The sequence below is a fragment of the Anaerotalea alkaliphila genome (assembly GCF_010179735.1).
Lineage (GTDB): Bacteria > Bacillota > Clostridia > Lachnospirales > Vallitaleaceae > Anaerotalea > Anaerotalea alkaliphila.
On sequence record NZ_JAAEEH010000019.1, the window covers coordinates 14,264 to 39,614 of the forward strand.

Genomic DNA, 25,351 nt, shown 5'->3' on the forward strand with positions numbered 1-25,351 from the left:
AAGTAGACACATCTGCTCATCTTTATGCAAATACAGGCTTAGATTAAGATTATTCTATTACGACATCCGAAACAATCTGATCCATTTTGACCTTGAGTGCATTCATTCCTTCTTCAACAGATGCATATTTTCCACCAACGATGTCTTGCAGGGTTGCTGCCCATTCTGTAGTCGTTTCAAAGAAATGGGGTTGGGGTGTGAACTGGATTGTGGTGCCGTCAACCGTTTCTTCCATTGCTTGCGCATATCCTTTGGATTTGGCAAAGACCGCCTGGAATTCGGGATCGTTGAACACGGATTGTCTAGCAGGGTCAACCGCGCTGGCGTTGATCGCCGCCCACAACTGATATTCGGGTCCTGTGAAGTACTGCATGAACAACCAAGCGGCTGTCTTGTTCTTTGAATACTCGTTCATCCCCAGGGACCAGGTCCAAAGGTTGGAATTGATTTGCGTCATTCCTTCAGGCAGCGGAGGGCTTACCCAAGCAAGATTTCCGGCTTCCTGGGAAGCACCGTCGGGATTCTGGAAATAGCCGTTGCAGCTTGCATCGAACAGCATGGCCGCTTTGCCGGCACCAAAGTCTGCGCCCGCCTGATACCAGGTGTAGCTGGACCAGGAAGGTGATCCGCCCGCTTTGATCAGGTCCACCCACATTTCGGTCATTTCAATCGCTTCAGGAGAGTTTACTTTCGACACCAGCTTGCCGTCTTCCACTGCGAAGTCCACCGCACCGTAGTTGGAATAGGTGGTCATGTATCCGGCATGGATTGTTCCCCAGTTTCTCGCACCGCGGATTGCAAGCGCATAGGTGCCAGGTCCGTCGAACTCGTTCAGTTCCTTTGTCAACTTCAGCAGGTCTTCCATTGTTTTCGGGGGCTCCAGACCTCTTTCCTCAAACACCTTCTTGTTGTACGCAAGGTTGTTTGTCTCGAATCCGATCGGCAGCGCCCATTGGGGGCCTGTGCCCACCTTGTTGCCTGGAACAAGGTCCCATTTCAAGGCATCCACGATTTTGGGGAAGAAGTCGTCCATGTTGTAATCGGGGTTGGTCATGTTCGGGTCTTCGATGAAAGGCGTCAAGTCCGCAACATAACCGGCTGGAGCATATTGCCAAAGCTGGTAGGCGCCCGTCATGAAGATGTCCGGATTGCCTGAACGGGAGTTGAGCGCTGTGGTCAGTTTGTCGAAATAGTTTTCTTCCGGTGTGAGCGCATATTCCACTTTTATTCCTGTGAGCGCTTCAAATTCCGGAATCTTTTGGATGATGCCATCCGCATAGGTATGTTGATTGAACATCACCTGGATCTTGGATCCGGAAGCCATATCCCAACTGAATCCTTCCGATGGAGTTGCTGCTCCACCACCGCCTGTAGCGGTTCCTCCTCCAGGTGCCGGTTCTTGTTTTCCACAACCAACCAGACTTGCCATGATCAGCACCACCAGCATTGCCGAAATGATGCCTTTGAACTTCTTTGAAACGATCATAACCTTACCTCCTTTTGTTGTTTATTGATACTTTCCGGATGTGCAACTCGTTTTGATTGTATATGTTGTACATCTCGTAAGGTTATTATAGCACCGGCCCTGGAAAATAAAAATGAACTCTGTTTTTAAATATGGAAATTTCATTCACGATTTCTTCATACTTTTTTCATACTTTCTGTTAGGTGTCTCATTTTTCACAATATTGACAGTAATATTTTTCAGGTTATATCAATATTTTTAATATTTGCATTGAATGTTCCACTTGATGGTGCTATACTAAGTTTGGTTTTAGCAAACGGTTTTATGTTTTGTTGAATATTCCCATAATCCACCGAAAAATGCCTTCACGCGCACGTAAATGACATAATTGCGCGCATCGGGCGGTTTTTTTTGTGGATGCCGACCACAGCGGGGGGCTCATTTTGAAAAAGGTTTTGATAGCAGACGACGAGTTGTTGGTGCGGATCGGGTTGAAGACCACAATCGATTGGGAGAAGAATGGGTTTTCCATCGTTGGTGAAGCCCAAAACGGCAAAGAGGCCATTGAGCTTTTTGACAGATATGACCCCGACATTCTGATCACAGACATCCGCATGCCCATCATCGATGGACTGCAGCTGATCCAGACGCTGCAGAAAAAGAAAAAGAATTTGAAATCCATCATTTTGACCCACTATGATGATTTTGCCTATGCGCAAAAGGCCATCAAGCTTGGGGCGTCCGAATACATCCTCAAGCACAACCTTTCCTCCGAAGAATTGCTCGGCATCCTGAAGAGATTATCCCTGGAGATCTCTTCCGCGGAGGGAGAAACCTCCCGACAGCCGGCGGAGCCATCCGTACTTCCGTACCAGTCTTCCCTCGAGCAAATCCTGGAAAAATCGTATCTTTCCGCCGTGGGGAAACACCCCCTCAAGGACCTCTTGGACAAGAACAGCCTTTCGGTCGAGTACCCTTCTTTTTTTATCCTATTTGGAAAATTGATTTACAATAGCGACAAGGAAATCGACATGCGGGAAAACACCCTGATAAAGAACATGTCAAAATCCCTTTTGCTGAGGGACAACAGCCGTTACGCCGAGATTTCATCCGAGGAAAACCTGCTGCTGCTGTTCAACATCGACTTCCTTACGGACAATCCCGAAGCGGAGCAATTGGAATATGCCCTTTCGCTGGAAAAGCATCTGCAACAATTTCTTGAAATCGACATGATCTTCGGAATAAGCAGGACCAGCAAGGATGTCTATGAAATCCCCCTGCTTCTGGACCAGGCTAGAACCGCGGCGGAGAGGCACTATTTTGACGGCTCCAAAACCATCTTTTTCTACAATTCCCTGGAGGAGACGCACCCCGTAGCCTGCAGCGTCGACTACAATGGAATCTCCGAGCACGTGGACACCCTTGACTGCAGCAGGCTGCATGATTATATCGATGCCGTATTCCAAACGGTCTATCCATCCTACGACATCAACTCCGTGAACAAAATCTTCATCGATTTCATCAGTTTTGCCCGCATCCTGTACTTCAAAAAACACAGTGCCTCCGACACGGAAGTCGTGGAGAAGAAGTTCGACTACAGCAACTTCTGGAAGCTGGATTCTTTCGATTCCATCAAAAAATACGTCCACGACACCTACGATTTCATTTTTGCTTCCTCCGGAAGCCGGAAGAGTCTGTATTCCGCAGTGATTGCAAAAAGCATCGCATACATCAAACGCAATTACATGCGCAACATATCGCTGGAAGAGGTCGCCGCCTCGGCTGAAATCAGCAAGAGTTATCTGAGCCTTCTCTTCAAGCAGGAGACGGGGATAAAATTCTCCGACTTCCTCGCGAATTACCGCATAGAACAGTCCAAGAAACTGATTCTCGAGACCAATTGCAAGGTCTATGAAATCGCCGAGCATGTGGGATTCGACAATCCCTACTATTTCAGCAGGGTGTTCAAAGACCGGGTGGGCATGTCCTGCAAGGAGTTCAAGAACAAGCATCATGCAAACGACGCCTCTTCCCTTTGATTCCACCAAAAAAAGAACACCGCCCTTCCGTCCGGAGGGCCGGTGTTCTTTTTTATTTTAGATCCGCAGGCAGCTTGATGGTCACCATCGTGCCCTCGCCTACTTTGCTTTCAATCTGCAGGCCATATTCCTTCCCGCAGTAGAATTTGATCCTTTCATCGATGTTCCGGACACCGATTTCACTGTACTTCTTCTCGGGATCGTTCACTTGCTTGAGCTCTTCCATTTGCTTTTCCGTCATGCCCGCACCATTGTCTTCCACGACAATATACAGGAATTCCTCCGCAAGCCTGGCACTGATCCTTATCAGACCTTGCTTGTCAAAATCTTCAAATCCGTGGAAAATGCAGTTCTCCACAATCGGCTGCAAAATGAATTTCACCGTCTTCAGATTCCTCGTCTCTTCCGGAATTTCAACAACTGCATCAAACATATCCCCATACCTATACCGTTGGATCTGGAGATAGTTCTGCACATTTTCCACCTCCTCTTGGAGATCCACAACCTCCCCTTTTCTGGAAAAATTGTACCGCAATAAATTGATGATGGAAGTGACCATCGTTTCTATGGTCTTGATGTTGTTGAAGGATGCCAGCCAACGGATGGAGTCCAACGTGTTGTAGAGGAAGTGCGGATTGATTTGGGCCTGAAGCACTTCATACTGCATCTTCGACCTCTGCTTTTCCGCTTCCATGTTCTTGTTTATGAAATATTTGAGTTTTACCTGCATATGGTTGAATGCAAGTCCCAATTGTCCAAGTTCGTCATTGCTCCGCACCTCTACAGGTACGGACAGGTCCCCTTTTTCGACCTTTTTCATTGCACCCGACAATTCCGCAATCGGTCTTGTGATCCGATAGGACAGGAAGTAGGCCATGACGATGCTGACGGCCAGGAACAGGAAGGTGATTTCCAGCAAGGACTGCAACATGACTTTCGTATCTTCCAATATCTTATTGGTCGAGTGGATGCCGATCAATGTCCAATCCGTCAGCTTGATCGGATTCGATATGATGATGCTTGGCTCCTTGAAGACGACTCCGTCAATCCGCATCCCATGGTTGCCGATCAGGTCCGGATAGTCCACCAAAACCTCATCCAACAGGATGTTGATGGGGTATGTGAAGATCGCTTCTCCGTTCCCGTTGACCAGAATCAACTTTTGGGGGTTCTGGACGGAAATGGTGGAGATCAATTCCCGTATGTAGTCGTAATTGATGTCGATGATGATGATCCCATAATCCACATCATTGGTATAGTCGTAGATTTTCCGCACATAGGTAAGCACCTTCATCTGGGAAGTGATGTGGTATTCGCTGGAATAGGCATTGGCGAAGATCCCATCATCCTGGGCTTTTTGCCTCAGGATGTGCCTGTACTTTTGCTTCAAGGCCCAGTCATTGATGGCCCAATCGCTTTTCCATACCCTTCCGTCCTGACTGATGATGTAAATCCCCTTGATGTATTCCTGGACGGAGATGGTGTTTTTCAAAATCCTATTGATGTCCTCATCCACGCCGGCGCCAATGGAGATTTTGGCCAGTATTTCCTCGTCATAAGAAAGAAGTGTTGCCGTGTTGTGTATGGAAGTCAAAAGGAACTCAAGATTGTACTTGGTCTTGTTGGAAATTTCCAGTGTGTAGTCGATCTTGTTTTCCTGCAGCTTTTCATAAAAGGAGGAATAGGCCACATAACCGATGAAACCGGTGAAGACGATGATGAAGATGCAATATTGGATAAAAAGCTTTGACCGAATGGATGCATGCCTCATCATTTTTGACCGTAATATGCGTTTGCTCCATGCTTTCTTTCGAAATGCTTGTCCTGGAGCGCTTGCGGGGCCTGTTGCAGTCCCGGTTTCAACTGCTCTGTCTGATATGCCATCTTGGCCACTTCCTCCAAGACAACCGCATTGTGGACCGCTTCCCCTGCATCCTTGCCCCAGGTGAACGGACCATGGTTGGAGCACAGCACTCCCGGCACGTGTCCAGGCAATCTATTTGCAAACGTCTCCAGGATGACCAATCCGGTATTCTTCTCGTATCCTTCTTGGATTTCCTCGGCGGTCAGGCTCCTTGCGCAAGGGATTTCTCCATAGTAATAGTCTGCGTGTGTTGTTCCATAACACGGAATCCCCCTGCAAGCCTGGGCCCATGACGTGGCCCATGGCGAATGTGTATGTACGATGCCGCCAACAGATTCAAACGCCTTGTAAAGTTCAATATGCGTCAATGTATCCGATGAGGGCTTGTATCTCCCTTCAACGCGGTTCCCCTCCAGATCCATCACCACCATGTCCTCAGGCCTCAGCTCGTCATATTCGATGCCGCTGGGCTTTATGACCAACAGGCCTTTAGACCTGTCGATGCCGCTCACATTCCCCCACGTATAGGTGATCAGTCCCCTCCTGGGCAATTCCATGTTCGCCTCGTAGACTTGCATTTTCAGTTCTTCCAGCACCCTCCGTTACCTCCCTTTCCTTTTCACCGTTGCTTTGACAAAATGTTCCGCATCATTTCGTTCGCATCCCTTAGGTCCTGTTCCCAGCGTTGGTTTCCAGTGTACCAGAATTCCGTGACATATTTCCGCACCCCCATGCCCCAGGCTGTTTCAATTATGGCCTCAAAATCCACATGCCCCGTGCCATAGGGAATCTCCCTGAATTTGCCGGGAACAGTCTCCTTCAAATGGAGAGCCGCAACGTGTCCTTCTCCCTTCCTCAAGTCCTCCAGTACGTCGTTTCCATACATGCACGCAGCGTTCGTCAGATTCCCCGCATCCGGATATACGTTCAGATAGGGCGACTTGACCTGCCGCACATATTTCATTGCCTTTTCAACCGTATTCATGAACTCGGTTTCCATGGTTTCAAAGGCCAGCATGACTCCCGACCTGGCCGCCAACAGGGAAGCCTTCTGAAGATTGTCTTCAAATCGTGTCCTGGTTTCCTCGTTGCTTGCTTCGTAATAGACATCATAGCCTGCCAATTGGATGATTCTAACACCCAAATCCGCCGAAAGTTGGATTGCCTTTTCCATGATTTCCATGCTCCTGCGTGTTGTTTCCTCATTGCAGCTTCCCAAGGGATACTTCCTATGCCCGCTCAAGCACATTGTCCGGATCGGCATGCCGGCTTCTTCCATCAGGTCGACCAAGGCATTCCTCTCTTCCCGGGGCATGTCCAGCCTTTCGAGTTTTTCATCGGTCTCGTCGATGCTGATTTCGATGAAATCATATCCTGCGCCCTTCGCCGCCATAAGTTTTTCTTTCCAGGAAAGCGCTGCAGGCATTGATTTTTCGTACAAACCTAGTGTGTATGGCTTCATTTTCTGTTCTGCATGCGATTCATTTGCTGTATCCATGCTTTTCCTTTCGTTGAAGTGGAATTATATGATTTTTCACTTTTTTGTTTTCATCATGGTATCATCTTATTATTGTCAAGTCAACATCCACTGCCCCAGACTTGACCCAACCTTAGGTAAATAAAAAAACCGCACATGCACCAATGTACATATACGGCCTTCTGCGTACCCCATCACGGACTCGAACCGTGGACACCCTGATTAAGAGTAGTGCTCTAAAATCAGAGACATTGAAAGCCTTAAAACAGAACTTCCGGTGTAAAACCGCTATGCTGTTTTTCATTTTGCATACTAAATAAGGGATGCAGGTAAAATCAGGTGCGTTTGTTCTTTTTCATCAACCTTCAATTTGAAACTTTATGTAGGTATTCGTGTTGGTTTACCGTCATGTAATACTTCAGCATTCCAAGGATCTCAATCTTCTGCTTCTCACATAATGGATAGATCATGTTGATAATCTCCTTCATAGTATCATCAAAGAGCTGCGCCTTTTCAGGTGGAGCTTTTTCTTTACCCGTCAGGATCCAATCAATGGAAAGTCCATATTCATTATGTAATGCTAATAGTGCTTTTGAAGAAGGCAAGCTTCTTCCATTTTCAAGCATTGCTATATTCCCTGTGCTAATTCCTGTGTTTTTGCTGATTTCTGCCATTGAAAAACTGTTTGATGTTCTCCAATCTTTTAGTCTTTCACCAATGGTCATAACTATACACCCTTTCTTTGTTCACAAATATGAGTATAGTTATTGACACTACTCACATTTGAGAGTATAATAATACATGTAGATACCTTTACACTCTTATTATAGCACAAGACCAGCAAGCCTTAAAGGAGCTGGCAAAGGAGAAAATATGATTATAAGGTTGAGCGAGAAAGAATTCAAATCGATGCTTGAAAAGGAAGATTTGGTAAAGGAAGAGTACGACAACGAAATGGATTTACAAACTACAGATGTTTTATCTGTAAATTCAAATGGAGACATAAGTCAGGTAACATTTTTTGTAATTTCTAATTTCCAATATGTTCTTATAAAATCTCTTAAATCATATGAGATATACAAGAAAGACCTCGACCAGTATCAGGAATATTATGATAAGTATAAATCAGAAGCAGTTATCTAAGGACATACAGGCATTCCTGGCCTGGAGCAAAGGACTTCGGGCCAGAACGGAGGATATAGCAGATGCATATGATCCTGAACTATATAGACGTAGTTGTGAAGGGGATGGACCTGGACCATCTCACGCAGGAGAACCGGAACCTTTTTGTCCACTTCCTCCTGAAATACCACCACCTATTCAAGGAGATTGAATTTTCCACTATCCAACAAATAGGACAAACCTTGGTACTCATTGAGAAGAACAAGGAATTCGTCCTTATTGTATATGAAATGCAGAAAGACTGTTATTTCCAGTATCTTGATTTCAAAGATATCCCTAAAATAAGCTAACCCCAAAGGAGAAAAAAAACTATGGCAATCGCAGAAGCTACCCTGTACGCAGTACAATCATTCATCGGACGCATCGAGGACCAGAACACCGGCAAAGCCAACGACATCAACAGCCACAAGATTGTGGTTAGCACTCGCAAATTCGGAAAGTACGACATCAAGACCAGCACCGAACAGGTCAACGAGAAATACGGCATTGAGATCATGACCTATAAGGCCGATGAAAGCGTGGTTTCCAAGCTTCGTGGCCAAGCTTATCCTGTAGAAGGAAAGTTGGACTTCGACATCATCGCCGGCAAGGTATACGTCAACGATTTCCTTGTTGACGGTGTAGACTACTAGGCCCCATCAACCGCCGGTTCACCTCCTGGCTGGCGGTTTATTTTAGGAAGCTTGCCTAAGGCTTCATATATATCACACACTCATTCAATTTAACCGACAAGGAAGGAGAGCCTTGTTCCAATGATTATCAATGGTATTTCTTTATTTAACGCTTCTAGTCCCTGGACCTCTCCTCCAGGGACATTATAAAAAGGTGATGAAATGGAACTTTTGAAGGAGCTTCTGGCGGATGAACGGGTACTGAAAGTAGCAGCCTACATCATCCAATTGAATATTGATATTTTGATAATAATCGGACTTGTCATACTTTCCATTTTCCCAATGACCATGATAGCAGCATACATGTATGAAAGGAGCCTAGAACATGGGAATATTCCAGAAGATGAAGAATCTACGGATCTACAATCCGGAGTTTCCAAACAATAGAAGGAATACCATCATCTACAGGGTCCTTTTTTTGATTATGGCCGTTGTGATGGTAATCCGGGGATGCACCTGGACCGCCCATGCAGCAGCCCCTTTGCTTACACCTGAACAGGAAGCAGCCATTCAGGAGATAGCGAACAACGTGAACGCAGCAAAGACCGGTCAGGTAATACAATTCCCTGGAAGCAAAATGACAGGGACAGAATCAAATAGCTGGATGAAAAACATAGGTACCAGCGCCATGTCAGGATTGGGAGCTTTGATCACAGCCGGACAGATGGCTTCAAGGGTCGTCATGATTCATGACGCAGCGGAAATTGCTAGATGGCAGGTGCAAAAAGCCAGCTATGACCGTTATGTGGAGCAATTTGGGGAAAATGGGGAAATATCGCAAGCCCTTATGCAACAATATGGACTTGCGAACATTCCCCAGGACTATCCTCAAACCATGTATACAAAAGTTACTGATTTTATCAATGATACCGTTTGGATAGCCGGACAGATAACCGGCTTCCAGATGTATCAGGATCCTTTTGAAAAATTCCTTCGAGGAGAAGATGAAGATATAGATCTACCTATAAAAGTAGATACCGGAGCTGGTCCGGTGCTTGCCACACAAAACCAGAAAGCAGACGTAAGGAACTGGTTCCAGTCCAATTTCCGCATTCAGGATGGACAATATCAGCTCCGGGAACAGATGTGGCATGAGTATTATGGCAAATACATCAACGTATGGAAAACATACGACACCATAGAGGATTTGATTGCAGCTGTTCCTGAAGCATATAGATATGCTTTCCAGCATTTGCTTGGAATGAGTATGGAAAGTACAGTAGCAAGTGAAGCATTCAAAAAGTTTCTTTTGAATGAATATACTCCTTCAACAAATGAAATCACATATAGTGATTATATTCAATGGAATGATTATCCATCCATTGATGAAACATATGATTCCAATATACAATATCAATTTCAACTTACCCAAAGACCATATCAAGCATTATGGAAAATAAAATCAACAGGTGTTATTTATTGGTCTGCATCATCTAGTTTAAGTGGTATACAAGTAACTGGATCATCTATATATGAGATGGGAGGGTCTTCAACATTAACATTGACTTACAACACATCAACCCAAACATGGGGTAATTTATATCAAGGTGGTGTTTATGCTGGTGGTTCCTTATCAGGTCCTAATTATGAATATATTCAAACAACTCATGGATTTTATGATACAAATAAAGCAGAAACAGTGGAAGCAAATGCAACTAATGAAGAATTAACTTATGTTCCCCCAAAAATAGAACAATATCAACCTAAAATATCCGATGCTTCTGGAAACACAACAGAAGCAAGACAATACGATCCCGAAACCGAAACCATCAAACCCATAACCATAGACGAAACCAGCATAAACCTTAACCCTGAAAATGATGGCTGGATTCTCCCGAATCCCCCTGAACTTCCCTCATATATCCCTGCAACCCTTACGGATCCCTTGACCTATACTGACCCAACAGCAGCCCCAAAGGAAGAGCCTGACCCTCTTACACAGGACGAAACCAACAAAGGTTTACTTACCCGGCTTGGTGAGATAGTTGCCGGTATAGCAGGACTTCCCGGAGCCATAGTTGGCGCATTGACGCAAGGATTACCGGGTATAGACCCGGCACCTTTGCCGGAGCCTTCACCTCTTCCTGAACCCTCCCCCGTCCCTCCGGTCCCAACCGGTGGAGGACAACCCCCACCAGGTGGACTTCCTGTTGTCATGACCCCCAGCATTTCTAACTTGTTCATGCTCTTTTGGCTTATCCTGCTGGCTGTCATGTACCTGTTCATCAAGGCCCTGGTTTTCGTTGGTTCCATCTTCGCCATCCCTGCTACTACAGCCATATTCAATGAATATGTGATGATGGGGATAACCTTCACCAGGAACCAGACCATTCCAGGCATGGGGATAACCATCCAAGGCCTTTTGTCTTGGTTGGGAGCATTCCTTATAACATTCGCCATCTACAAGGCGCTTAACAAAAAGGTTGGGAGGTTGGACGTATGACGGCATTAGAGCAGCTTGCAAGCATAGGAAACGGATTCGTCCAATCTGTTGTCGATATAGCGACATTCGTCATAGACGGCTTCATGGCCGGCTTTGACGGCATTCTCCAGCTATACAACGCATTGCTGGACCAACAGCGTTACATGGACAGCATGATTGCATCAGCTGCATCCGGCACCATCGACGGATTCAACGTGCTTGCCTACATAGGCGCATACCGATATCTGGTGGGAGATCCCGTTTTCGTATATACCTACGGCCTTATCCTCATAGGCATCACCTGGACCATTTACAAGCTCTGCTATTACATATGGCAAATGATAAAAGGTGGATTCACTGGATCCACGATAATCAAAAGCATTTTCAAATGATATAAGGCACCGGAGCCGGTTGGCCCAACGCTTTATATAGATTGCATTCCATTCCATTTCTCAACGAAAGGAGAAAAACAATATGAAGAAAATCAAGGAAATCATGACCAGAATCATCCGCAAGAAGGACGCCCTCACCGCATTCGCCATGGCCCTACTGGTCGTAGGAGCTGCCAACACAGCCCACGCAGTGGAGCCGCAAGGATTCGCTCTCAACTTCGACCCCTCCCAGATGTTCGTGTGGACACAATCCATCATCGATATGATGATGCCCGTAGTCTACATTACCCTTGGCATCTCTCTTGCCTTCATCATCATCCGGGCCCTCAAATCCGCATTCAGCTACTAGAACGTAGCTGCTTATGGAGACCACCACGAGTGCAGCATTGTTCCTTGACATGGACCTGACACAGATGTTCACCTGGACACAAAGCATCCTTGATGCCATGATGCCGGTGATTTACATCACCTTGGGGATATCCCTTGCATTCATCATCATCAAGGCGCTTAAATCCGCATTCAATTATTGACATCAAAGAATCGGCCTTCATCGGCCTTTTCTTTTAAACCAAAACAACAATAAAGGTATCTAGGGAGAAAACAATGGAAATATATTATGAATACATGATAGCGCAGAATTACGCAATCATCGGATGCCTTATAACCCTTGTGGCCCTCATCGGCTTTAGACGAGGAAAGGAATGATAACATGTATGCACAAACCCTTATCAATGCCACTATAGCCATAGGAGCCGTTTATTTCCTGCTTTTCGGGACTATTCTTTATTTCAATTCAAGGGGGTAACCGATGGATAGAGCATTGATGGAACTATTGATAGTACCCATAATTGTGATAATAACAATCATCATGGCCATAGCCATATACATGAGAATGGAGAAATGAGAATGCAGGAATACATACAGCAGATCATAACATTCATAGCCATCCTTTTCATCCTTTTCACAATAGCAGACGTTGTACTTACACTCATAGCAAAGCTCATCGCATTTGTGAAAACAACATTTGATGACGTTGATTTCGACATAGGCAGCAACAAAAGGAAGGTGAGGAAATGAACCACTATGCAAGCCGTGAAATCAGGAGACTTGACAGGATCATCAGGACCCTTAACCTCATGATCCTGTTCCTTTCCATAATCGGCACCCTATTTATTATATGGAGGACATACCATGGATGAGAACACGACCATTGAAGGGGAAGAAGGCACCCTGGAGGAACCAGTCCTTGACGAAATCCTGGAGGAACCTCTCCTGGATCCCTTGGAAGGTGATGGGGGAACCCTCATGTACTCCTTAGAGTACGAACCGCCCACCTACGAGCTGCCGGACCATGACATCACATCCGTTGCAGCGCTCTTCTTCGCCATTTACATCATCATCGGACTTGTGAACATATTCAATTCATTGGACAAGAGAAAATACATCTAAAAGGAGATATTAAAATGCAATATATCATAATCCTTGAAAACGAGATCATAGTGGACAACAAACTTTCCAAAATCAACAAAACCCATAAAATCAAACTCACAGAAAACGAATTCAAGCAGGTAGGCGACAAGAAGATCGTATCCCTTACCGATTCCGATTGGCAATTCGTTCAGGACAAGGCCAAGCTTTCATCATTGGCCCTCGACAAGCTTTTCCGCAAGAAGGACCCCCTCAAGCCCATCATCCTGACCAACCTTCTCATTACCCTGGCAGTCCTTCTCCAGGGATGCATGGGAGGTGGTGCCTGATGCTCGACTTTAGCAAAATGTTCGACGACTTTTCAGCAACCAATGACGGTGGAAACGCTGTAAAGCTCGTCTACGAGATCATCCCCACCTTCAGCCAGGACCAGCTTGAAATCTTGGCCACACTCAACTACATGATCCGCAGGTACGACCTCAAGGACCTGGAGGAATTCAAGGCCGTAGTGGAATACAACCAGAAGAGGAACAAGAACCTTGACTTCCTCCAGCATGGTGCCATCAAATCCATGCTCAAGGCTCTGACTATGGAAGAGCTTGTAAAAGGCATCAAACCCCAAGTCATGCACCAGCAGGACGAATAGGGGGGATGGACGATGCCAGGAATAATCATAGGAGCGATGGGACAACAGCGCTCCGGCAAAACGCTGCTTATGTACTTGCTCGCCAAGAACATAAGCACAGCAGAAAAGATCCCCGTCTACACCAACCTCCAGGCTGATGATGAACATTTCAACTTCATCAACAGCATAGACGAGATTCCTTTGAATTTCGACCCCAAAATAGTTCTGATTGACGAGATATACAACGGTGCCGATGCCCAGGACTGGAAGATCCTCAAGGACGTTTCCATCCTTATCAACACTCTAGGCAAGCAGAACGTTCTTTTTCTCTTCACTACCATTGATTTCTCCATGGTCTACAACAGGATCCGCAATCAGATGAAATATGCCGTCATGGTAAAGACCAACCAAAGGACCGATACAATCAACTATAGGATCCTTGACTGTGAAAATCTTGGGTACAAAGATTTTTCGATTCAGAAGTCTGAATCACTCTTCAAAGAGCTTCGCTATGATACAAGCTATGTACCCCTGGACTTCGACTGGACTATGGACAACTTCCGCAACAAATTAATCAACTACTACCGCAAACAATACCCCAATATAATTAAATATATACAGCGTGCTAAAAAATGAGGCTAGGATGTGCGCCAGGCGCCTAGGCGTAGCCGGCGCCTGGCGTAGGCAAACAATTATATATATAACTAACCGAACACCAACGCCCCCACAAACCTTAATGGACAACTATCCCTGTAGATAACTTTAAAAGAACCGACATTTCAAGCAGCAAGGCCAAGCCCTAGAGACTTACTCCATGTGACGACCGAGGACACGAACCGCCCCCCTGCCAAGGCTTTACGGACAACGGAGCAACCACGGTACGCTTTGAGCGTGAGCCCTTGATGGTTTACACTCTCGCAACCAACCGGCCTTAACAAAGGCCGGCAGACCGCCAACAGGCGGTCCATTCAGGTTTGACGGCCGTCAGGCCGGCAGACCGCACAACTGGCCAACAGGCCAGTTCACGCCAACAGGCGTGTTTCTCTTTCCCTCCTTCAGCGCACGAAAACCTGTTTGCCTACGCCAGGCGCCGGGTACGGGTATGGCTTAGGGATAAGGAGACCAGCACAGCAGAGCAGCATTTTTAAGCAGGATGGATAGATTTCATTATTTGGGATACCAATAAGGCAGCAGTTGATTCATTTGACCACCCTTCCCCCGTCCTTCGGGGGGAGGTGATCCCTTGGAAGTTGGCCATAGCTCCACCAGAAGTCCACCAGGCCTTTCCAGGCCGGGGTGCATAGCTTTGTATCCCTTTTACCAATCAGACGAAAGGAGAGCCTTATATGAGCTTGCATTATCACGGAATCGAGCATTATGTGATTTATTGGACGGAGGACCGCCATCAATTCTATGAACATCCCTCTGCCCGGAAGATAATCGAATTTGAAGGCCCTGGAGCTTATGAGCAGGCCCTTGATTATCTTTACCAGCTCCGCAGTGCCGAAAAGACGCGGATCCTCAACACCGCAAGGGAAAAAACGCCCTTTTTGCCGGATGTCCCTTCCCCTCTCAACTACAAGCTTGCCCATATCCTTGTATGGGATGAGACGGAACCGGAGCGCAGCCGAACAGATTTGCAGACGTGAGCTTTCATTCTTTCATTCAGAGAGGGAGGGGGCGGTCTATGTAATACGCCCCATGGAAAACGATGCGAAAAACTTAAAAAAGCCTGGAAAATACTGGGGATAACTCGAAAATAAAAAGCTGTCAAACATGCATCTGACAGCTTTCGTGTTACAGAATTATTACAGACAATTGCAGGAATACGCAAAGCAACTTGCAGACATAAAAAAAGGGGGAAAAGTATGATACGAAACGACATCAGGAAAACGGTATTCGCACAGGAAATGGATAAGGACCAGCTAAAGTATCATTTTCATACTTTGGCGCAAAAGTACATCCATAACATTGACAACCTCTATTATGTGGCTTACCTGGAAGGGGACTGCAACGAGAATCAGAAGGTCCAGAAGCTTCTTGAGGATCTAAAGACCTTCAAGGAAATGGCCCGCACCACCACGGAAGAGATAGTCTATGATGATGATCTGGTGATTTCTCTCAAGCGCCATGATGACTATGGTATCTGCTTAACATCACCGGAAAGGTATGATATATTCTTCTTAGAATACCTTCGCAACATGGAGACCCCCCGGATACTCGTCCAGATAAGGGCAGCGCCCTTGTGGATGGAGGACCAGAAGGAACTTCTGGAGGAAACCATTGACAAAATAAAAGAGATCATACAGAAGCATGACCTCAAGATATTGAATGTTAAAGAGAATCGCATCGACTATGCTTATCATACCAACTGCATTCAGAACCCCAACCAATTCTTCAAGGATGAAAACATTGAAAAATACCTTCAAACCGAAATGGAATTCTACACACAATCAGGAAGAATCAAAAAAAATAAGCTAAACAAGGAATATTTAGCTCTTGGACGGCGCAAGTCCAACAATACCTTTATTCGGATATACAATAAAACCCTGGAAATCATTGAAGCATCTGGAAAAAACTACTTCATAAAAATCTGGTTTGACAACAAAATTATATCACGGTATGACCGTTATTGTCTAGAACACGCTTTCAAAAAGCAGGAATTTGATTATGTCTATGAAGCAGCCATGCTTTATTATCTTGAATATGGCAATGACCAGATTGTTAAGGATGCCATCAACAGCATCCTCCAGGACCCCAACACAACTCTGTGTGACCGGGAGCGGTTCGCAACCAGGTATTTCCCGGAGGTGACGAAAGTCACTAACATAGAATTCGAGACAAAACGCAAGTTCTATTATAATTCGGATTCCATGATTGAGACTCTCCCCCATCAGGAATGCTCCCCGGAGCTTGTCAGGATCTACAGGATTTTGGACAACAGGAAGCTTTTTCTAAACTACTTGCAAACAAGCACTTTGAACTTCACCGATGGGGAAAAGCGCTGCGATTGGTGGGACCGTTTGAACCGACTTAAAATTGACTGGTGGAAAGATTCAGATGCTATTGCTATAAGAGATTACAGCAGCAGGTTGCACAAGGAGCGTCAGCTTCAAATGACCGTCAACAAGATTGGTAAAGCAGCCGTTTACAACCAGGACTATGAAACAGGGTTTGAGCATGATATCCTTAATGTTCTATCAAATCTGAACGACAACCATAAACGTTATGAGCTGATAGACAGCAGGACAAAGGAACCCATTCAAATCATACGAAATAGCAAATATCTTAAGGATTATGACCTTTACAAACAAAAAGCCACAAGAAGGATAAAACCATTGTTGGATAAAAGGAGATGAATTGAAACATGACCATAAAGGAATCTATCCCTATTTTCGAAATAGAACAGGAGCTAAAGGGGAATACCCCAAAGACCATCAGGAATTACCGGGAAATAGTCACTAGGTTTGCGGATCATCTGAAAGACAAGGACCTTGAAGAGCTTACTTTTCAGGATGTGAACAACTATCATCTTCACTTGAGGAAAAAGGGGATATCAAACAAATCCATTCAGACCTATATCAGGCATATCAAGTTTTACATAAAAACGATGTATGAACAGAAGCATATCAAGGAAAAATGGTATGATGACATCAAGGTCCCCAAAGCCAACAAGGTGGCTATTGAAATAATGTCGGATGATGAAATCAACACTTTGTTTTCTTCTTTCGACAATTCCACCGTAGGGATCCGCAACAAAGCCATTTGCATGTTGTTCCTTGATTCCGGCCCCCGGAAATCGGAAATAGAACAAATTCGTCTGAAAGATATCAATTTCGATGAAAAATATATCGTTTTGAGGGGAAAAGGTAACAAGCAGCGTATTGTTCCTTTCGGCCTGAATACCAAGAAGGCCCTTCTCCAGTACATGTACAAGAGGACCCCAAAAAATCCTAAAGAGGAAATGTTTTTTCTGGACAAGCAAGGGCATGGATTAAGCAGCAACGTTATAAAGATGATGTTCCAGGATCTAAAGATGGAAACGGGAATCATCCGGCTTCATGCCCATCTTCTTCGGCACACATTTGCAACGAATTTCCTCATCAACGACCTGGGAGACATCTACCAGCTTTCCCGGCTTTTGGGACATACAAGCAGCAAGACAACAGAAATCTACTTGAACATTGCTGCAAACACTCAATTCATCCGCAGGAAGAAAGGAATATCATACTTGGATACCATACTATAACGTTCCCTGCAATACAAATCAAAATAAGGTATCCACATTTGGACAATAAAAAAAAGCCTGAAACATGGCTTTTTTCAATGTCTGTCAGGTAGTACCCCATCACGGGTTCGAACCGTGGACACCCTGATTAAGAGTCAGGTGCTCTAGCCAGCTGAGCTAATGAGGCATTCTCTAGAACGAACTTAATTATACCCAACAATGTCCCATCCGTCAACCGTTTTTTTTCAAGGTTTTTTTCACTTTCCTCCCGGTTTCCTGTGGCATGTTCCCGATATTTTTGCTATGATGCATGTATCGAATGGAGGAGGTTTTTTATGCGATTGGACTGGAACCGGAAATACACGACCATAGCGGCCTATGCGGTCATTGTCTTTGCCGTATGCTATGGCATCTATAAATTCACGGACAACTGGGAGAATACGCTGGTGGGGGTCAAATCCGTGGCCGGCGTGCTGTATCCCTTCCTGATGGCCTTCCTGCTGGCCTATTTCATCAGCCCCATGGTCAATTTTTTCGAAAGGAAGCTTTTTTCCAGGTTGCGGATCGGAAAGTTCCACCTTCCCCACAAGGGGCTGCAGCGGGGGCTCTCCATCTTTCTCGCCTATGTGGTGATCCTGGGCTTTGTGGTCATCCTGCTGGCCTTCGTTCTTCCCCAGCTGCTCCTTAGCATCCGGGAGGTGGCGGACTTTCCCCAGCGGTTCCTGCCGATCATCATGGCGCATATGGAGGAGGGAAAATACTGGATCGGCGATACGGACTACTATCTGGACCTGAGCCTTTTCAGCGATTACATCAATTCCTATCTGCCGGATTCCCTGGAGCAGCTCTCCGAGATGCTGAAGAGCTTCGCTCCCACTTTGGTGACTTCCATTACCCGCCTGGCTGCCGGCCTCCTCAACCTGGTTCTGGGGCTGATCATCGCCATCTACATCCTCTTCGCCAAGGAACGGTCCGTCCTGGCGGCAAAAAAGGGGGTGCTGGCCGTGTTTTCTCCGGAGCTGGCCATTTATCTGATGAACGTGTTCAAGGACAGCCACCGGATCTTCACCAATTTCTTCATCGGCAAGCTCCTGGACTCCCTGCTCATAGGGATCCTCACCTTCTTCGTCCTGCTGTTCGCCGGAATCCCCTACACCCTGCTTCTGAGCGTGCTGGTGGGCGTGACGAACATCATCCCCTATTTCGGACCCTTCATCGGCGGCGGCGTCGGCTTTTTCCTCCTGCTGGTCCTGGATCCGGCCAGGGCGCTCTGGTTCCTGCTGATCGTCCTGGTCATCCAGCAGTTCGACGCCAACATCCTGGGACCCAAGATCCTGGGGGATTCGACGGGCCTGAGCCCCTTTTGGGTCATCTTTTCCATCATCATCTTTGGGAAGATTTTCGGCTTCATCGGGATGTTCCTGGGTGTTCCTTTCTTCGCGGTCATCAGCACGGTCGTGCAGAAAAGCATCAACGCCAAGTATGACCGGCGGATGTCCAGCGTGCTGCCTGTGGAAGAGAAAAGAAAGCCATGAGAAAGCGGATGCGCTCCCTTGCCGGGGTTCGCATCCGCTTTCTCATACCGCCATGTCCAGGATCCGCTGGACGATGCCCGGCACGCTGTTGGGCATCTTGGGTGCCCGCAGGTGGACCGCCACCCGGTACAGCCGGTGGATTTCCAGCGTGTGCAGCTCCGCAAGGTCCATCGCGAAGCACCAGCCCTCCTTCACCAGCTTCTCCACAATCTCCCCGTCTTCCGCCCGGTTGGTCTTCACCACGCCGAAGGGGACGCCATACACCAGGCATTCCGCAACGGAAGCCCACCCCGGTTTGATGATGGCCATGGAGCTGGAGGCCACATAATCCTGGGTGTTCCCCACCCTGGCCGGAAGGGGTGCGACGTGGACATTGCCCCGGAGCTTCACATTCCCGGTGGCGAACACATGCCCGTCCGGAAAGTCCACGGCGATCTCCTTCTCGCTGTAGTTGGCCATCTGTCCGATGGACACATAGGCGCTGGGCCAATAGGAGGTCCTTAGCATCCTGTCCGCGGCGCTGTTGGTCTTCCTGGCCACGAAACCCACCTGTTCCGTAGGACAGGCCAAGCCGTCCATGCTGTCGGAGAGGCCCAAGGTCAGCATCTTGTCCATTTCATTATAGGCTTCCAGGTAGGGTGCGATGAGTTCTTCCCCGATTCCGTACTTCTTGTACCGGTGGTACCAGGTGTAGTTGGAAATGCCCACCACCGGCCTTCCCAAGGCCTTTGCCACCTTGATGCCCAGGATGGAAAGGTCCGTGACCACGCAGGCCACATTCCGGTGCTTCAGACGCAGCATCTCCGTTTCCACCGCCTCCCCCAGTCCTGCCAGGAACTCCCGGATGTTGTCCTCCGTCGCTTTCACGTCCACCTCGAAACTGTGGTCCACATAGACCGTCCTGGCGTCCGTCTGTACCTTGTCGAACTTGATCCTGTCCAGATGGGATGCCAGGTATATTTTGGTGTAGTCCGTCTGGACCTCGCTTCCAGAGATGTAGATGTCATGCTCGGTGGTTTCCAGCAGATGCTCGATGATGGCCAGCGAGCGTGTCATGTGGCCGAAACCCGCATCCGATATGTAGTAGGCGATTGTCTTCATCAGCTTCCTCCTCTCCCTTTCCATGCGCCATTATGCACACCAGTCTTTGACAAAATTATAACATGCGCCGTTTTCGGTGTCAATCGAGAAGAAAGGGCCCCGGGAAGAAGGTTTTCCCTCTTCCCAAAGGCCCTTGGCTTTCCGGATTCCATTAAAGTACTGCGTTCAATTTCGCTTCCAGATGTTGTTTGGGCACGGCGCCCACGATGGTGTCCACCACTTTTCCGTCCTTGAAGATCAGGAGGGTGGGGATGCTCATGACCCTGTATTGCTGTGCCGTCACACCGTTGCTGTCCACATCCAGCTTGCCTACTTTGGCTTTTCCTTCGAATTTCTTTCCAAGCTCTTCCACGATGGGGGCAATCATCTTGCATGGTCCGCACCAGTCAGCGTAGAAATCTACCAATACAGGAACATCGGATTCCAATACTTGCTCTTTGAATGTTGCGTCTGATAATATAAGTGCCATTGCGCTTCCTCCTCATATGAAAACCATTGATTTCTTGCGTTGGTATTATTATATTACGTTTATACGATATAGTCAACAGTTTTCTTTCCATTCCTTCTTGACCTATGGTATGATGAGTCTACAGAGCCGCATTTAAGGAGGAAAAGTCCATGTATTCCGTTAGAAGAGGCAACAACTACCAGTTGTTTGCGATTTTGTTTTTCCTGTTGGGAAGCAATTCCCTTGGTTTGATCATACAGGGGTTCGGCCTGGAAATCCCCTTTTTGGGGTTGACCGCCATTTCCCAGTTGGGCCTGGTGTTCCTGCCCGTGCTTCTTTATGTCCTGTATACCCGCGTCCCCCTCCGTCCCACCTTCCAGCTGTACCGCCTGGACATCGTCAACCTCCTGCTTTCCCTGGGGATCGCCGTTCTCGTCATGCCTGCCTTGTCCCTGGTGAACATCCTCTCCCAGTTCCTGGTGAAGAACTACATTGCCGAGAGCCTGATGGAGATGCAGGACCTCTCCCTGGGAACCTCCATACTTTTCATCGGGGTCTTTCCCGGGATTTTCGAGGAGCTCTCCGCCCGTTCCATCATCCTCAGCAACTACCGGGGCAAGCCGGTCAGGACGACCTGCCTGGTCAGCGGGCTTTTCTTCGGCATCCTCCACCTGAACCTCAACCAGTTTTCCTATGCGGTACTCATGGGGATCCTGCTGGCTTTGGTGGTCCACCTGACAGGTTCCATCTTCTCGGCCATGGCCATCCACTTCACCATCAACGCCTCCATGCTGGTCTACCAGCGCCTGATCTTTGATGTGATGGACGGGATGGGGGCGGACCTGGGCACTTTGGTGCCCGCAGGAGGCGTGGACAACTACAGCCTGCTGACGGCGGCTGGGGCCCTGCTGCTGGTGAACCTCCTGACGTTCCCCCTCCTGCTCCTGGTCTTGCGCCTGATGGCCCTGTACAACGGCAAGGCGGGGCTGTTGAAGGCCAATGCCCCTACGGGGGCGTTCCTTCCCCAGGTTCCCGGGGAACCGGCGATGCCGGAAATGGAAGAGGAGTCCATATGGACTCCCCAATTCTTCTTCATGATCTTCCTTTTTCTGCTGTATGTGGTGCTGTTCGAAATCCTGCTGCCCCGTTTCATGACCTATGGCTGAGGACGGAAACGGACCGCCACCCGGTAGATGGGATGGCCCTTGCCGCTGAACTTCTTCTCGTATTCCGTCATGATGTTTCCTTCGGCATAGGGGATGTTGTGCAGGTCCCTGGTATATTCCACGATTTCCAGTCCGTACGCCTTCATTTCTTCCACACTGAAATCGAACAGCTTCTGATTGTCCGTTTTGAACACCAGATCGCAGCAGGGTCCCAGGACCCTGCTGTATTTTTCCAGAAAATCCCGGTGGGTGAGCCGCCTGCGGACATGCCTGTCCTTCGGCCAGGGGTCGGAGAAGTTCAAGTAGATCCTTTCCACCTCGTTTTCCTCGAAGATGTCCGTCAGGTTCGCCACATCTTCCAGCAGCAGGCGGACATTGGGATGATGGCCGGGATGGTCGATCTTTTCCGTCGCCCTGTACAGGACGCTGCTGAACTTCTCGAACCCGATATAATTCACATCCGGATGGGCCTGGGCATGCCCCAGGATGAACCTTCCCTTGCCCATTCCCAATTCCAGATGGATGGGGTTGCCGTTTCCGAAGACCTCCTTCCATCTCCCTTTATGTTCCATGGGTTTGGAGACCACATGGGAATGGGCCATGATCTTCTCGAAGGCTCCCGGCACATTTCTGATCCTCATCTCCATTCTCCTCCTTTGGATGTTTTTTTGCAAAAAAAACCTACCCAACAAAACCGATACGGGTAGGACTAAGCATAATATATATAATAAAAGGGGGGATAGTTATTACATTTCCTATGTTACCAAACAAATATGTCCAGAGTATGAATAGTATTTAACGATATTGTATATTTTATCGATTTTCCCCGATTCTACTTGCTTGCCTTGTTGGCCTTGGCCCGTTCGCCATTGTTCAGGATCTTCTTCCTGAGACGTATGTTGTCTGGGGTCACTTCCACCCATTCGTCGCTCTCGATGAATTCCAGCGCCTCCTCCAAGGTGAATTCCTTGGGTTCCAGAAGCTTGATGGCGTCGTCCGCACCCGAGGACCTGGTGTTGGTCAGCTTCTTGTTCTTGCATGGATTCACGACCATGTCGTCCCTACGGCTGTTCATGCCGATGATCATGCCTTCGTAGACCTCTGTGGCGGGTCCTACGAACATGGTTCCCCGCTCGCTGAGGTTGAAGAGGGAATAGGCCATGGTGGAGCCTGCCTCCTGGGAAATCAGGACGCCGTTGTTCCGTTTGGGGATCTCTCCCACGTGGGGATGGTATCCTTCCACAGAGCGGACCAGGACCCCTTCTCCACGGGTATCGTTGATGAATTCGCTCCGGTATCCCAGCAGCCCCCTGGTGGGAACCAGGTACTCCAGTTTCGTGTATCCGTTCTCCGCCAGCATCCCTTCCATGTTCCCCTTGCGGATGTTCAGCTTGGAGATGACCGTTCCGCTGTATTCATCCGGCACGGTGATCAGAACCTTCTCGAAGGGCTCCAGCAGCTTGCCGTTTTCATCCCTGTGCAGCAGCACTTCCGGCTTGGATACGGACAGCTCATAGCCCTCCCTGCGCATGTTTTCCAGCAGGACGGAAAGGTGCAGCTCTCCACGGCCGGATACCTTGTATCCTTCCGTTCCTTCCATCTCCTCCACCTTCAGACCTACGTTGGTCTCCAGCTCCTTTTCAAGCCGGGCGCGGATATGGCGCGTTGTCACGTATTTCCCGCTCTTTCCCGCGAAAGGGGAGTTGTTGACCAGGAAGTTCATGGACAGGGTGGGCTCCTCGATCCGGATCTTCTCCATGGGTTCCACCACGTTCTCGTCGCAGATGGTGTCCCCGATGGAGATGTCCGGGATTCCGGCGATGATCACCATGTCTCCGCTGAAGGCTTCCTTCACGTCTTTCCTGGCCAGGCCTTCGTTCACGAACACCTTCGTCACCTTGGCCTTGCGTACGCCGTCCTCCTGGTCCGCCACGGCAACCACTTGTCCCTGGCGCAGGATTCCACGGGTGACCCGGCCGATTCCCAGGCGTCCGATGTACTCGTCGTAGGCCAGGGCGGAAACCTGCATCTGCAGGGGCTCGTCATCCCTCCGGGGATAGGTGGGCACATGCTTCAGGATCAGGTCGAAGAGGGGCTTGATGTCCTCGTTCTCATGGTGCATCTCATACTTCACCACGCCGTTCCTGGCCTCCCCATACAGGATGGGGAAGTCCAGCTGGTGGTCTTCCGCTCCCAGGTCCGCGAACAGGTCGAAGGTCATGTCGACCACTTCCTCCGCCCGCTGGTCCTTCTTGTCGATCTTGTTGATCAGCAGGATGGGGCGCATCCCTGTCTCCAGCGCCTTCTGCAACACGAACCGGGTCTGGGGCATGGGCCCTTCGCTGGAATCCACCAGCAGGATGGCCGTGTCCACCGTCTTGATGATCCGCTCCACTTCCGAGGAGAAGTCCGCATGGCCCGGGGTATCCACGATGTTGATTTTCACACCTTCATACTCTATGGCACAATTCTTTGAATAAATGGTGATGCCCCGCTCCCTTTCCAGGTCGTTGCTGTCCATCACGCATTCCACTACTTCCTGATTCTCTCTAAACACTCCGCTCTGGCTGAGCATCGCATCCACCAGGGTGGATTTTCCGGCATCTACATGGGCGATTACCGCCACATTGATGATATCCCTTCTTTTTTCCATCTTTACTCCATTCATCGATCGATGGCCGATATGGCCGTTACAGTATTCCGTTTTATTGCATAGCAATTCATCATACCATTTTTTTCAGCATTTGACAAGACATCAATATATCCCTTATAATGGGGGCATCCCAAATCAAGGAGGAAAAGATGGTCAAGCATATCGTATTGTGGAACATCCAGGAGGGCCCGGAGAAGGCCGAAGTCCTGCAGACATTGAAGGCAAAGCTGGAAGCCCTCACCAAGGAGATCGGCTTCCTGCGCAAAATCGAGGTGGGCATCAACTTCAACGATTCGGATTCGTCCCACGACGTGTCCCTGTACACCGAATTCGACTCCAAGGAAGACCTGGACGCCTATGTGGTCCATCCGGCCCATGTGGAGGTCGGCAAGTATGTACGCTCCGTAGTCAAGGACCGGGTTGTGGTGGACTACGAGGTTTAGAGCACCCCTATTCCTGCACACTCCATGCATGGATTTCCACATCGACAAAATCCCGCCGTGACATCGCTGTCTGGGCGGGATTTTGTCTCTCTTTCCGTAGAACGCTGGTAATAGGAATCGAACCTATAGCTAACCCTTAGGAGGGGCTCGTTTTATCCATTAAACTATACCAGCAGATGTATGATAGCCATGCCTGCTTCCACTACGCAAGC

29 protein-coding genes and 2 tRNA genes are annotated in these 25,351 nt (G+C 48.0%); 20 read left to right on the plus strand and 11 right to left on the minus strand.

Annotated elements, in window-relative coordinates:
- Nucleotides 1–49 precede the first annotated feature (49 nt).
- The gene (locus GXN74_RS08020) at nt 50–1,486 is read right to left on the minus strand and encodes an ABC transporter substrate-binding protein (protein ID WP_162370417.1); all 1,437 of its coding nucleotides are present in this window, start codon (nt 1,484–1,486) and stop codon (nt 50–52) included.
- Nucleotides 1,487–1,908: 422 nt separating this feature from the next.
- Here GXN74_RS08020 and GXN74_RS08025 point away from each other — a divergent pair, with 422 nt between their 5' ends.
- Nucleotides 1,909–3,504 carry a response regulator transcription factor gene (locus GXN74_RS08025; protein WP_162370418.1) on the plus strand — a complete coding sequence of 532 codons (1,596 nt, stop codon included), beginning with the start codon at nt 1,909–1,911 and terminating at the stop codon, nt 3,502–3,504.
- A gap of 52 nt (nt 3,505–3,556) precedes the next feature.
- On the opposite strand, the gene GXN74_RS08030 is transcribed toward GXN74_RS08025, so the two are convergent.
- From GXN74_RS08030 to GXN74_RS08045, 4 genes are all read right to left on the minus strand, one after another.
- Nucleotides 3,557–5,278, minus strand: coding sequence for a cache domain-containing sensor histidine kinase (locus GXN74_RS08030; protein WP_162370419.1), 1,722 nt, complete (start codon nt 5,276–5,278; stop codon nt 3,557–3,559).
- Nucleotides 5,275–5,964, minus strand: coding sequence for an L-ribulose-5-phosphate 4-epimerase (locus GXN74_RS08035; RefSeq protein ID WP_162370420.1), 690 nt, complete (start codon nt 5,962–5,964; stop codon nt 5,275–5,277). Before GXN74_RS08035 ends, GXN74_RS08030 begins: the two co-directional genes overlap by 4 nt.
- Nucleotides 5,965–5,987: 23 nt before the next feature.
- The gene (locus GXN74_RS08040) at nt 5,988–6,830 is read right to left on the minus strand and encodes an L-ribulose-5-phosphate 3-epimerase (RefSeq protein ID WP_162370421.1); all 843 of its coding nucleotides are present in this window, start codon (nt 6,828–6,830) and stop codon (nt 5,988–5,990) included.
- 380 nt (nt 6,831–7,210) lie between these two features.
- Nucleotides 7,211–7,570 (minus strand): helix-turn-helix domain-containing protein, encoded by a 360-nt coding sequence (locus GXN74_RS08045; protein ID WP_162370422.1) that lies wholly within the window; start codon nt 7,568–7,570, stop codon nt 7,211–7,213.
- 148 nt (nt 7,571–7,718) lie between these two features.
- On the opposite strand from GXN74_RS08045, the gene GXN74_RS08050 reads away from it, so the two are divergent.
- The 16 genes from GXN74_RS08050 to GXN74_RS08125 all read left to right on the plus strand — a co-directional run bounded on the left by GXN74_RS08050 (nt 7,719) and on the right by GXN74_RS08125 (nt 17,814).
- Nucleotides 7,719–7,988 (plus strand): hypothetical protein, encoded by a 270-nt coding sequence (locus GXN74_RS08050; RefSeq protein ID WP_162370423.1) that lies wholly within the window; start codon nt 7,719–7,721, stop codon nt 7,986–7,988.
- Between the two features lie 68 nt (nt 7,989–8,056).
- Nucleotides 8,057–8,317 (plus strand): hypothetical protein, encoded by a 261-nt coding sequence (locus tag GXN74_RS08055; protein ID WP_162370424.1) that lies wholly within the window; start codon nt 8,057–8,059, stop codon nt 8,315–8,317.
- A gap of 21 nt (nt 8,318–8,338) precedes the next feature.
- Nucleotides 8,339–8,659 carry a hypothetical protein gene (locus tag GXN74_RS08060; RefSeq protein WP_162370425.1) on the plus strand — a complete coding sequence of 107 codons (321 nt, stop codon included), beginning with the start codon at nt 8,339–8,341 and terminating at the stop codon, nt 8,657–8,659.
- 201 nt (nt 8,660–8,860) lie between these two features.
- Nucleotides 8,861–9,085 carry a hypothetical protein gene (locus GXN74_RS08065; RefSeq protein WP_162370426.1) on the plus strand — a complete coding sequence of 75 codons (225 nt, stop codon included), beginning with the start codon at nt 8,861–8,863 and terminating at the stop codon, nt 9,083–9,085.
- Nucleotides 9,024–11,141, plus strand: coding sequence for a hypothetical protein (locus tag GXN74_RS08070; protein WP_162370427.1), 2,118 nt, complete (start codon nt 9,024–9,026; stop codon nt 11,139–11,141). The genes GXN74_RS08065 and GXN74_RS08070 overlap by 62 nt, the downstream gene beginning before the upstream one ends.
- Nucleotides 11,138–11,512: a hypothetical protein gene (locus tag GXN74_RS08075; RefSeq protein ID WP_162370428.1), complete on the plus strand. Its 375-nt coding sequence runs from the start codon at nt 11,138–11,140 to the stop codon at nt 11,510–11,512. Before GXN74_RS08070 ends, GXN74_RS08075 begins: the two co-directional genes overlap by 4 nt.
- 82 nt (nt 11,513–11,594) lie before the next feature.
- Nucleotides 11,595–11,861, plus strand: a complete 267-nt coding sequence (locus GXN74_RS08080) for a hypothetical protein (RefSeq protein ID WP_162370429.1) — start codon at nt 11,595–11,597, stop codon at nt 11,859–11,861.
- 37 nt (nt 11,862–11,898) lie between these two features.
- Nucleotides 11,899–12,042 (plus strand): hypothetical protein, encoded by a 144-nt coding sequence (locus GXN74_RS08085; protein WP_162370430.1) that lies wholly within the window; start codon nt 11,899–11,901, stop codon nt 12,040–12,042.
- A 376-nt stretch (nt 12,043–12,418) separates the two neighbouring features.
- Complete coding sequence (locus tag GXN74_RS08090; RefSeq protein ID WP_162370431.1) at nt 12,419–12,589, plus strand: hypothetical protein; 171 nt, start codon at nt 12,419–12,421, stop codon at nt 12,587–12,589.
- Between the two features lie 114 nt (nt 12,590–12,703).
- A complete protein-coding gene (locus GXN74_RS08095; RefSeq protein WP_162370432.1) occupies nt 12,704–12,961 on the plus strand; it encodes a hypothetical protein in 258 nt (85 codons plus the stop codon).
- A gap of 14 nt (nt 12,962–12,975) precedes the next feature.
- A complete protein-coding gene (locus GXN74_RS08100; protein WP_162370433.1) occupies nt 12,976–13,269 on the plus strand; it encodes a hypothetical protein in 294 nt (97 codons plus the stop codon).
- Nucleotides 13,269–13,586 carry a hypothetical protein gene (locus GXN74_RS08105; protein WP_162370434.1) on the plus strand — a complete coding sequence of 106 codons (318 nt, stop codon included), beginning with the start codon at nt 13,269–13,271 and terminating at the stop codon, nt 13,584–13,586. The genes GXN74_RS08100 and GXN74_RS08105 overlap by 1 nt, the downstream gene beginning before the upstream one ends.
- A 12-nt stretch (nt 13,587–13,598) precedes the next feature.
- Nucleotides 13,599–14,201, plus strand: coding sequence for an ATP-binding protein (locus GXN74_RS08110; protein WP_162370435.1), 603 nt, complete (start codon nt 13,599–13,601; stop codon nt 14,199–14,201).
- Nucleotides 14,202–14,911: 710 nt separating this feature from the next.
- The gene (locus tag GXN74_RS08115; RefSeq protein ID WP_162370436.1) at nt 14,912–15,214 is read left to right on the plus strand and encodes a hypothetical protein; all 303 of its coding nucleotides are present in this window, start codon (nt 14,912–14,914) and stop codon (nt 15,212–15,214) included.
- A gap of 219 nt (nt 15,215–15,433) precedes the next feature.
- Complete coding sequence (locus tag GXN74_RS08120) at nt 15,434–16,924, plus strand: hypothetical protein (protein ID WP_162370437.1); 1,491 nt, start codon at nt 15,434–15,436, stop codon at nt 16,922–16,924.
- An 8-nt stretch (nt 16,925–16,932) separates the two neighbouring features.
- Nucleotides 16,933–17,814, plus strand: coding sequence for a tyrosine-type recombinase/integrase (locus GXN74_RS08125; protein ID WP_162370438.1), 882 nt, complete (start codon nt 16,933–16,935; stop codon nt 17,812–17,814).
- Nucleotides 17,815–17,906: 92 nt separating this feature from the next.
- Here the strand turns inward: GXN74_RS08125 and GXN74_RS08130 are convergent.
- Nucleotides 17,907–17,980 (minus strand) — tRNA-Lys (locus GXN74_RS08130).
- A gap of 148 nt (nt 17,981–18,128) precedes the next feature.
- Between GXN74_RS08130 and GXN74_RS08135 the strand changes: the two genes are divergently transcribed.
- Complete coding sequence (locus GXN74_RS08135; RefSeq protein ID WP_162370439.1) at nt 18,129–19,328, plus strand: AI-2E family transporter; 1,200 nt, start codon at nt 18,129–18,131, stop codon at nt 19,326–19,328.
- A gap of 42 nt (nt 19,329–19,370) precedes the next feature.
- On the opposite strand, the gene GXN74_RS08140 is transcribed toward GXN74_RS08135, so the two are convergent.
- Complete coding sequence (locus GXN74_RS08140) at nt 19,371–20,429, minus strand: hypothetical protein (RefSeq protein ID WP_162370440.1); 1,059 nt, start codon at nt 20,427–20,429, stop codon at nt 19,371–19,373.
- Between the two features lie 151 nt (nt 20,430–20,580).
- Nucleotides 20,581–20,898, minus strand: coding sequence for a thioredoxin (trxA, locus tag GXN74_RS08145; RefSeq protein WP_162370441.1), 318 nt, complete (start codon nt 20,896–20,898; stop codon nt 20,581–20,583).
- A 149-nt stretch (nt 20,899–21,047) separates the two neighbouring features.
- Between trxA and GXN74_RS08150 the strand changes: the two genes are divergently transcribed.
- Nucleotides 21,048–22,043: a CPBP family intramembrane glutamic endopeptidase gene (locus GXN74_RS08150; protein WP_162370442.1), complete on the plus strand. Its 996-nt coding sequence runs from the start codon at nt 21,048–21,050 to the stop codon at nt 22,041–22,043.
- On the opposite strand, the gene trmB is transcribed toward GXN74_RS08150, so the two are convergent.
- Nucleotides 22,034–22,684 carry a tRNA (guanosine(46)-N7)-methyltransferase TrmB gene (gene trmB, locus GXN74_RS08155; RefSeq protein WP_162370443.1) on the minus strand — a complete coding sequence of 217 codons (651 nt, stop codon included), beginning with the start codon at nt 22,682–22,684 and terminating at the stop codon, nt 22,034–22,036. The two genes, GXN74_RS08150 and trmB, sit on opposite strands and share 10 nt — an antisense overlap.
- Before the next feature lie 191 nt (nt 22,685–22,875).
- Nucleotides 22,876–24,696: a translational GTPase TypA gene (gene typA, locus GXN74_RS08160; protein ID WP_162370444.1), complete on the minus strand. Its 1,821-nt coding sequence runs from the start codon at nt 24,694–24,696 to the stop codon at nt 22,876–22,878.
- 149 nt (nt 24,697–24,845) lie between these two features.
- Between typA and GXN74_RS08165 the strand changes: the two genes are divergently transcribed.
- Entirely contained in the window at nt 24,846–25,139 is a 294-nt protein-coding gene (locus GXN74_RS08165) for a Dabb family protein (RefSeq protein ID WP_162370445.1), read from the plus strand.
- A gap of 102 nt (nt 25,140–25,241) precedes the next feature.
- Here the strand turns inward: GXN74_RS08165 and GXN74_RS08170 are convergent.
- A tRNA-Arg gene (locus GXN74_RS08170) sits at nt 25,242–25,313 on the minus strand.
- Between the last annotated feature and the right edge of the window lie 38 nt (nt 25,314–25,351).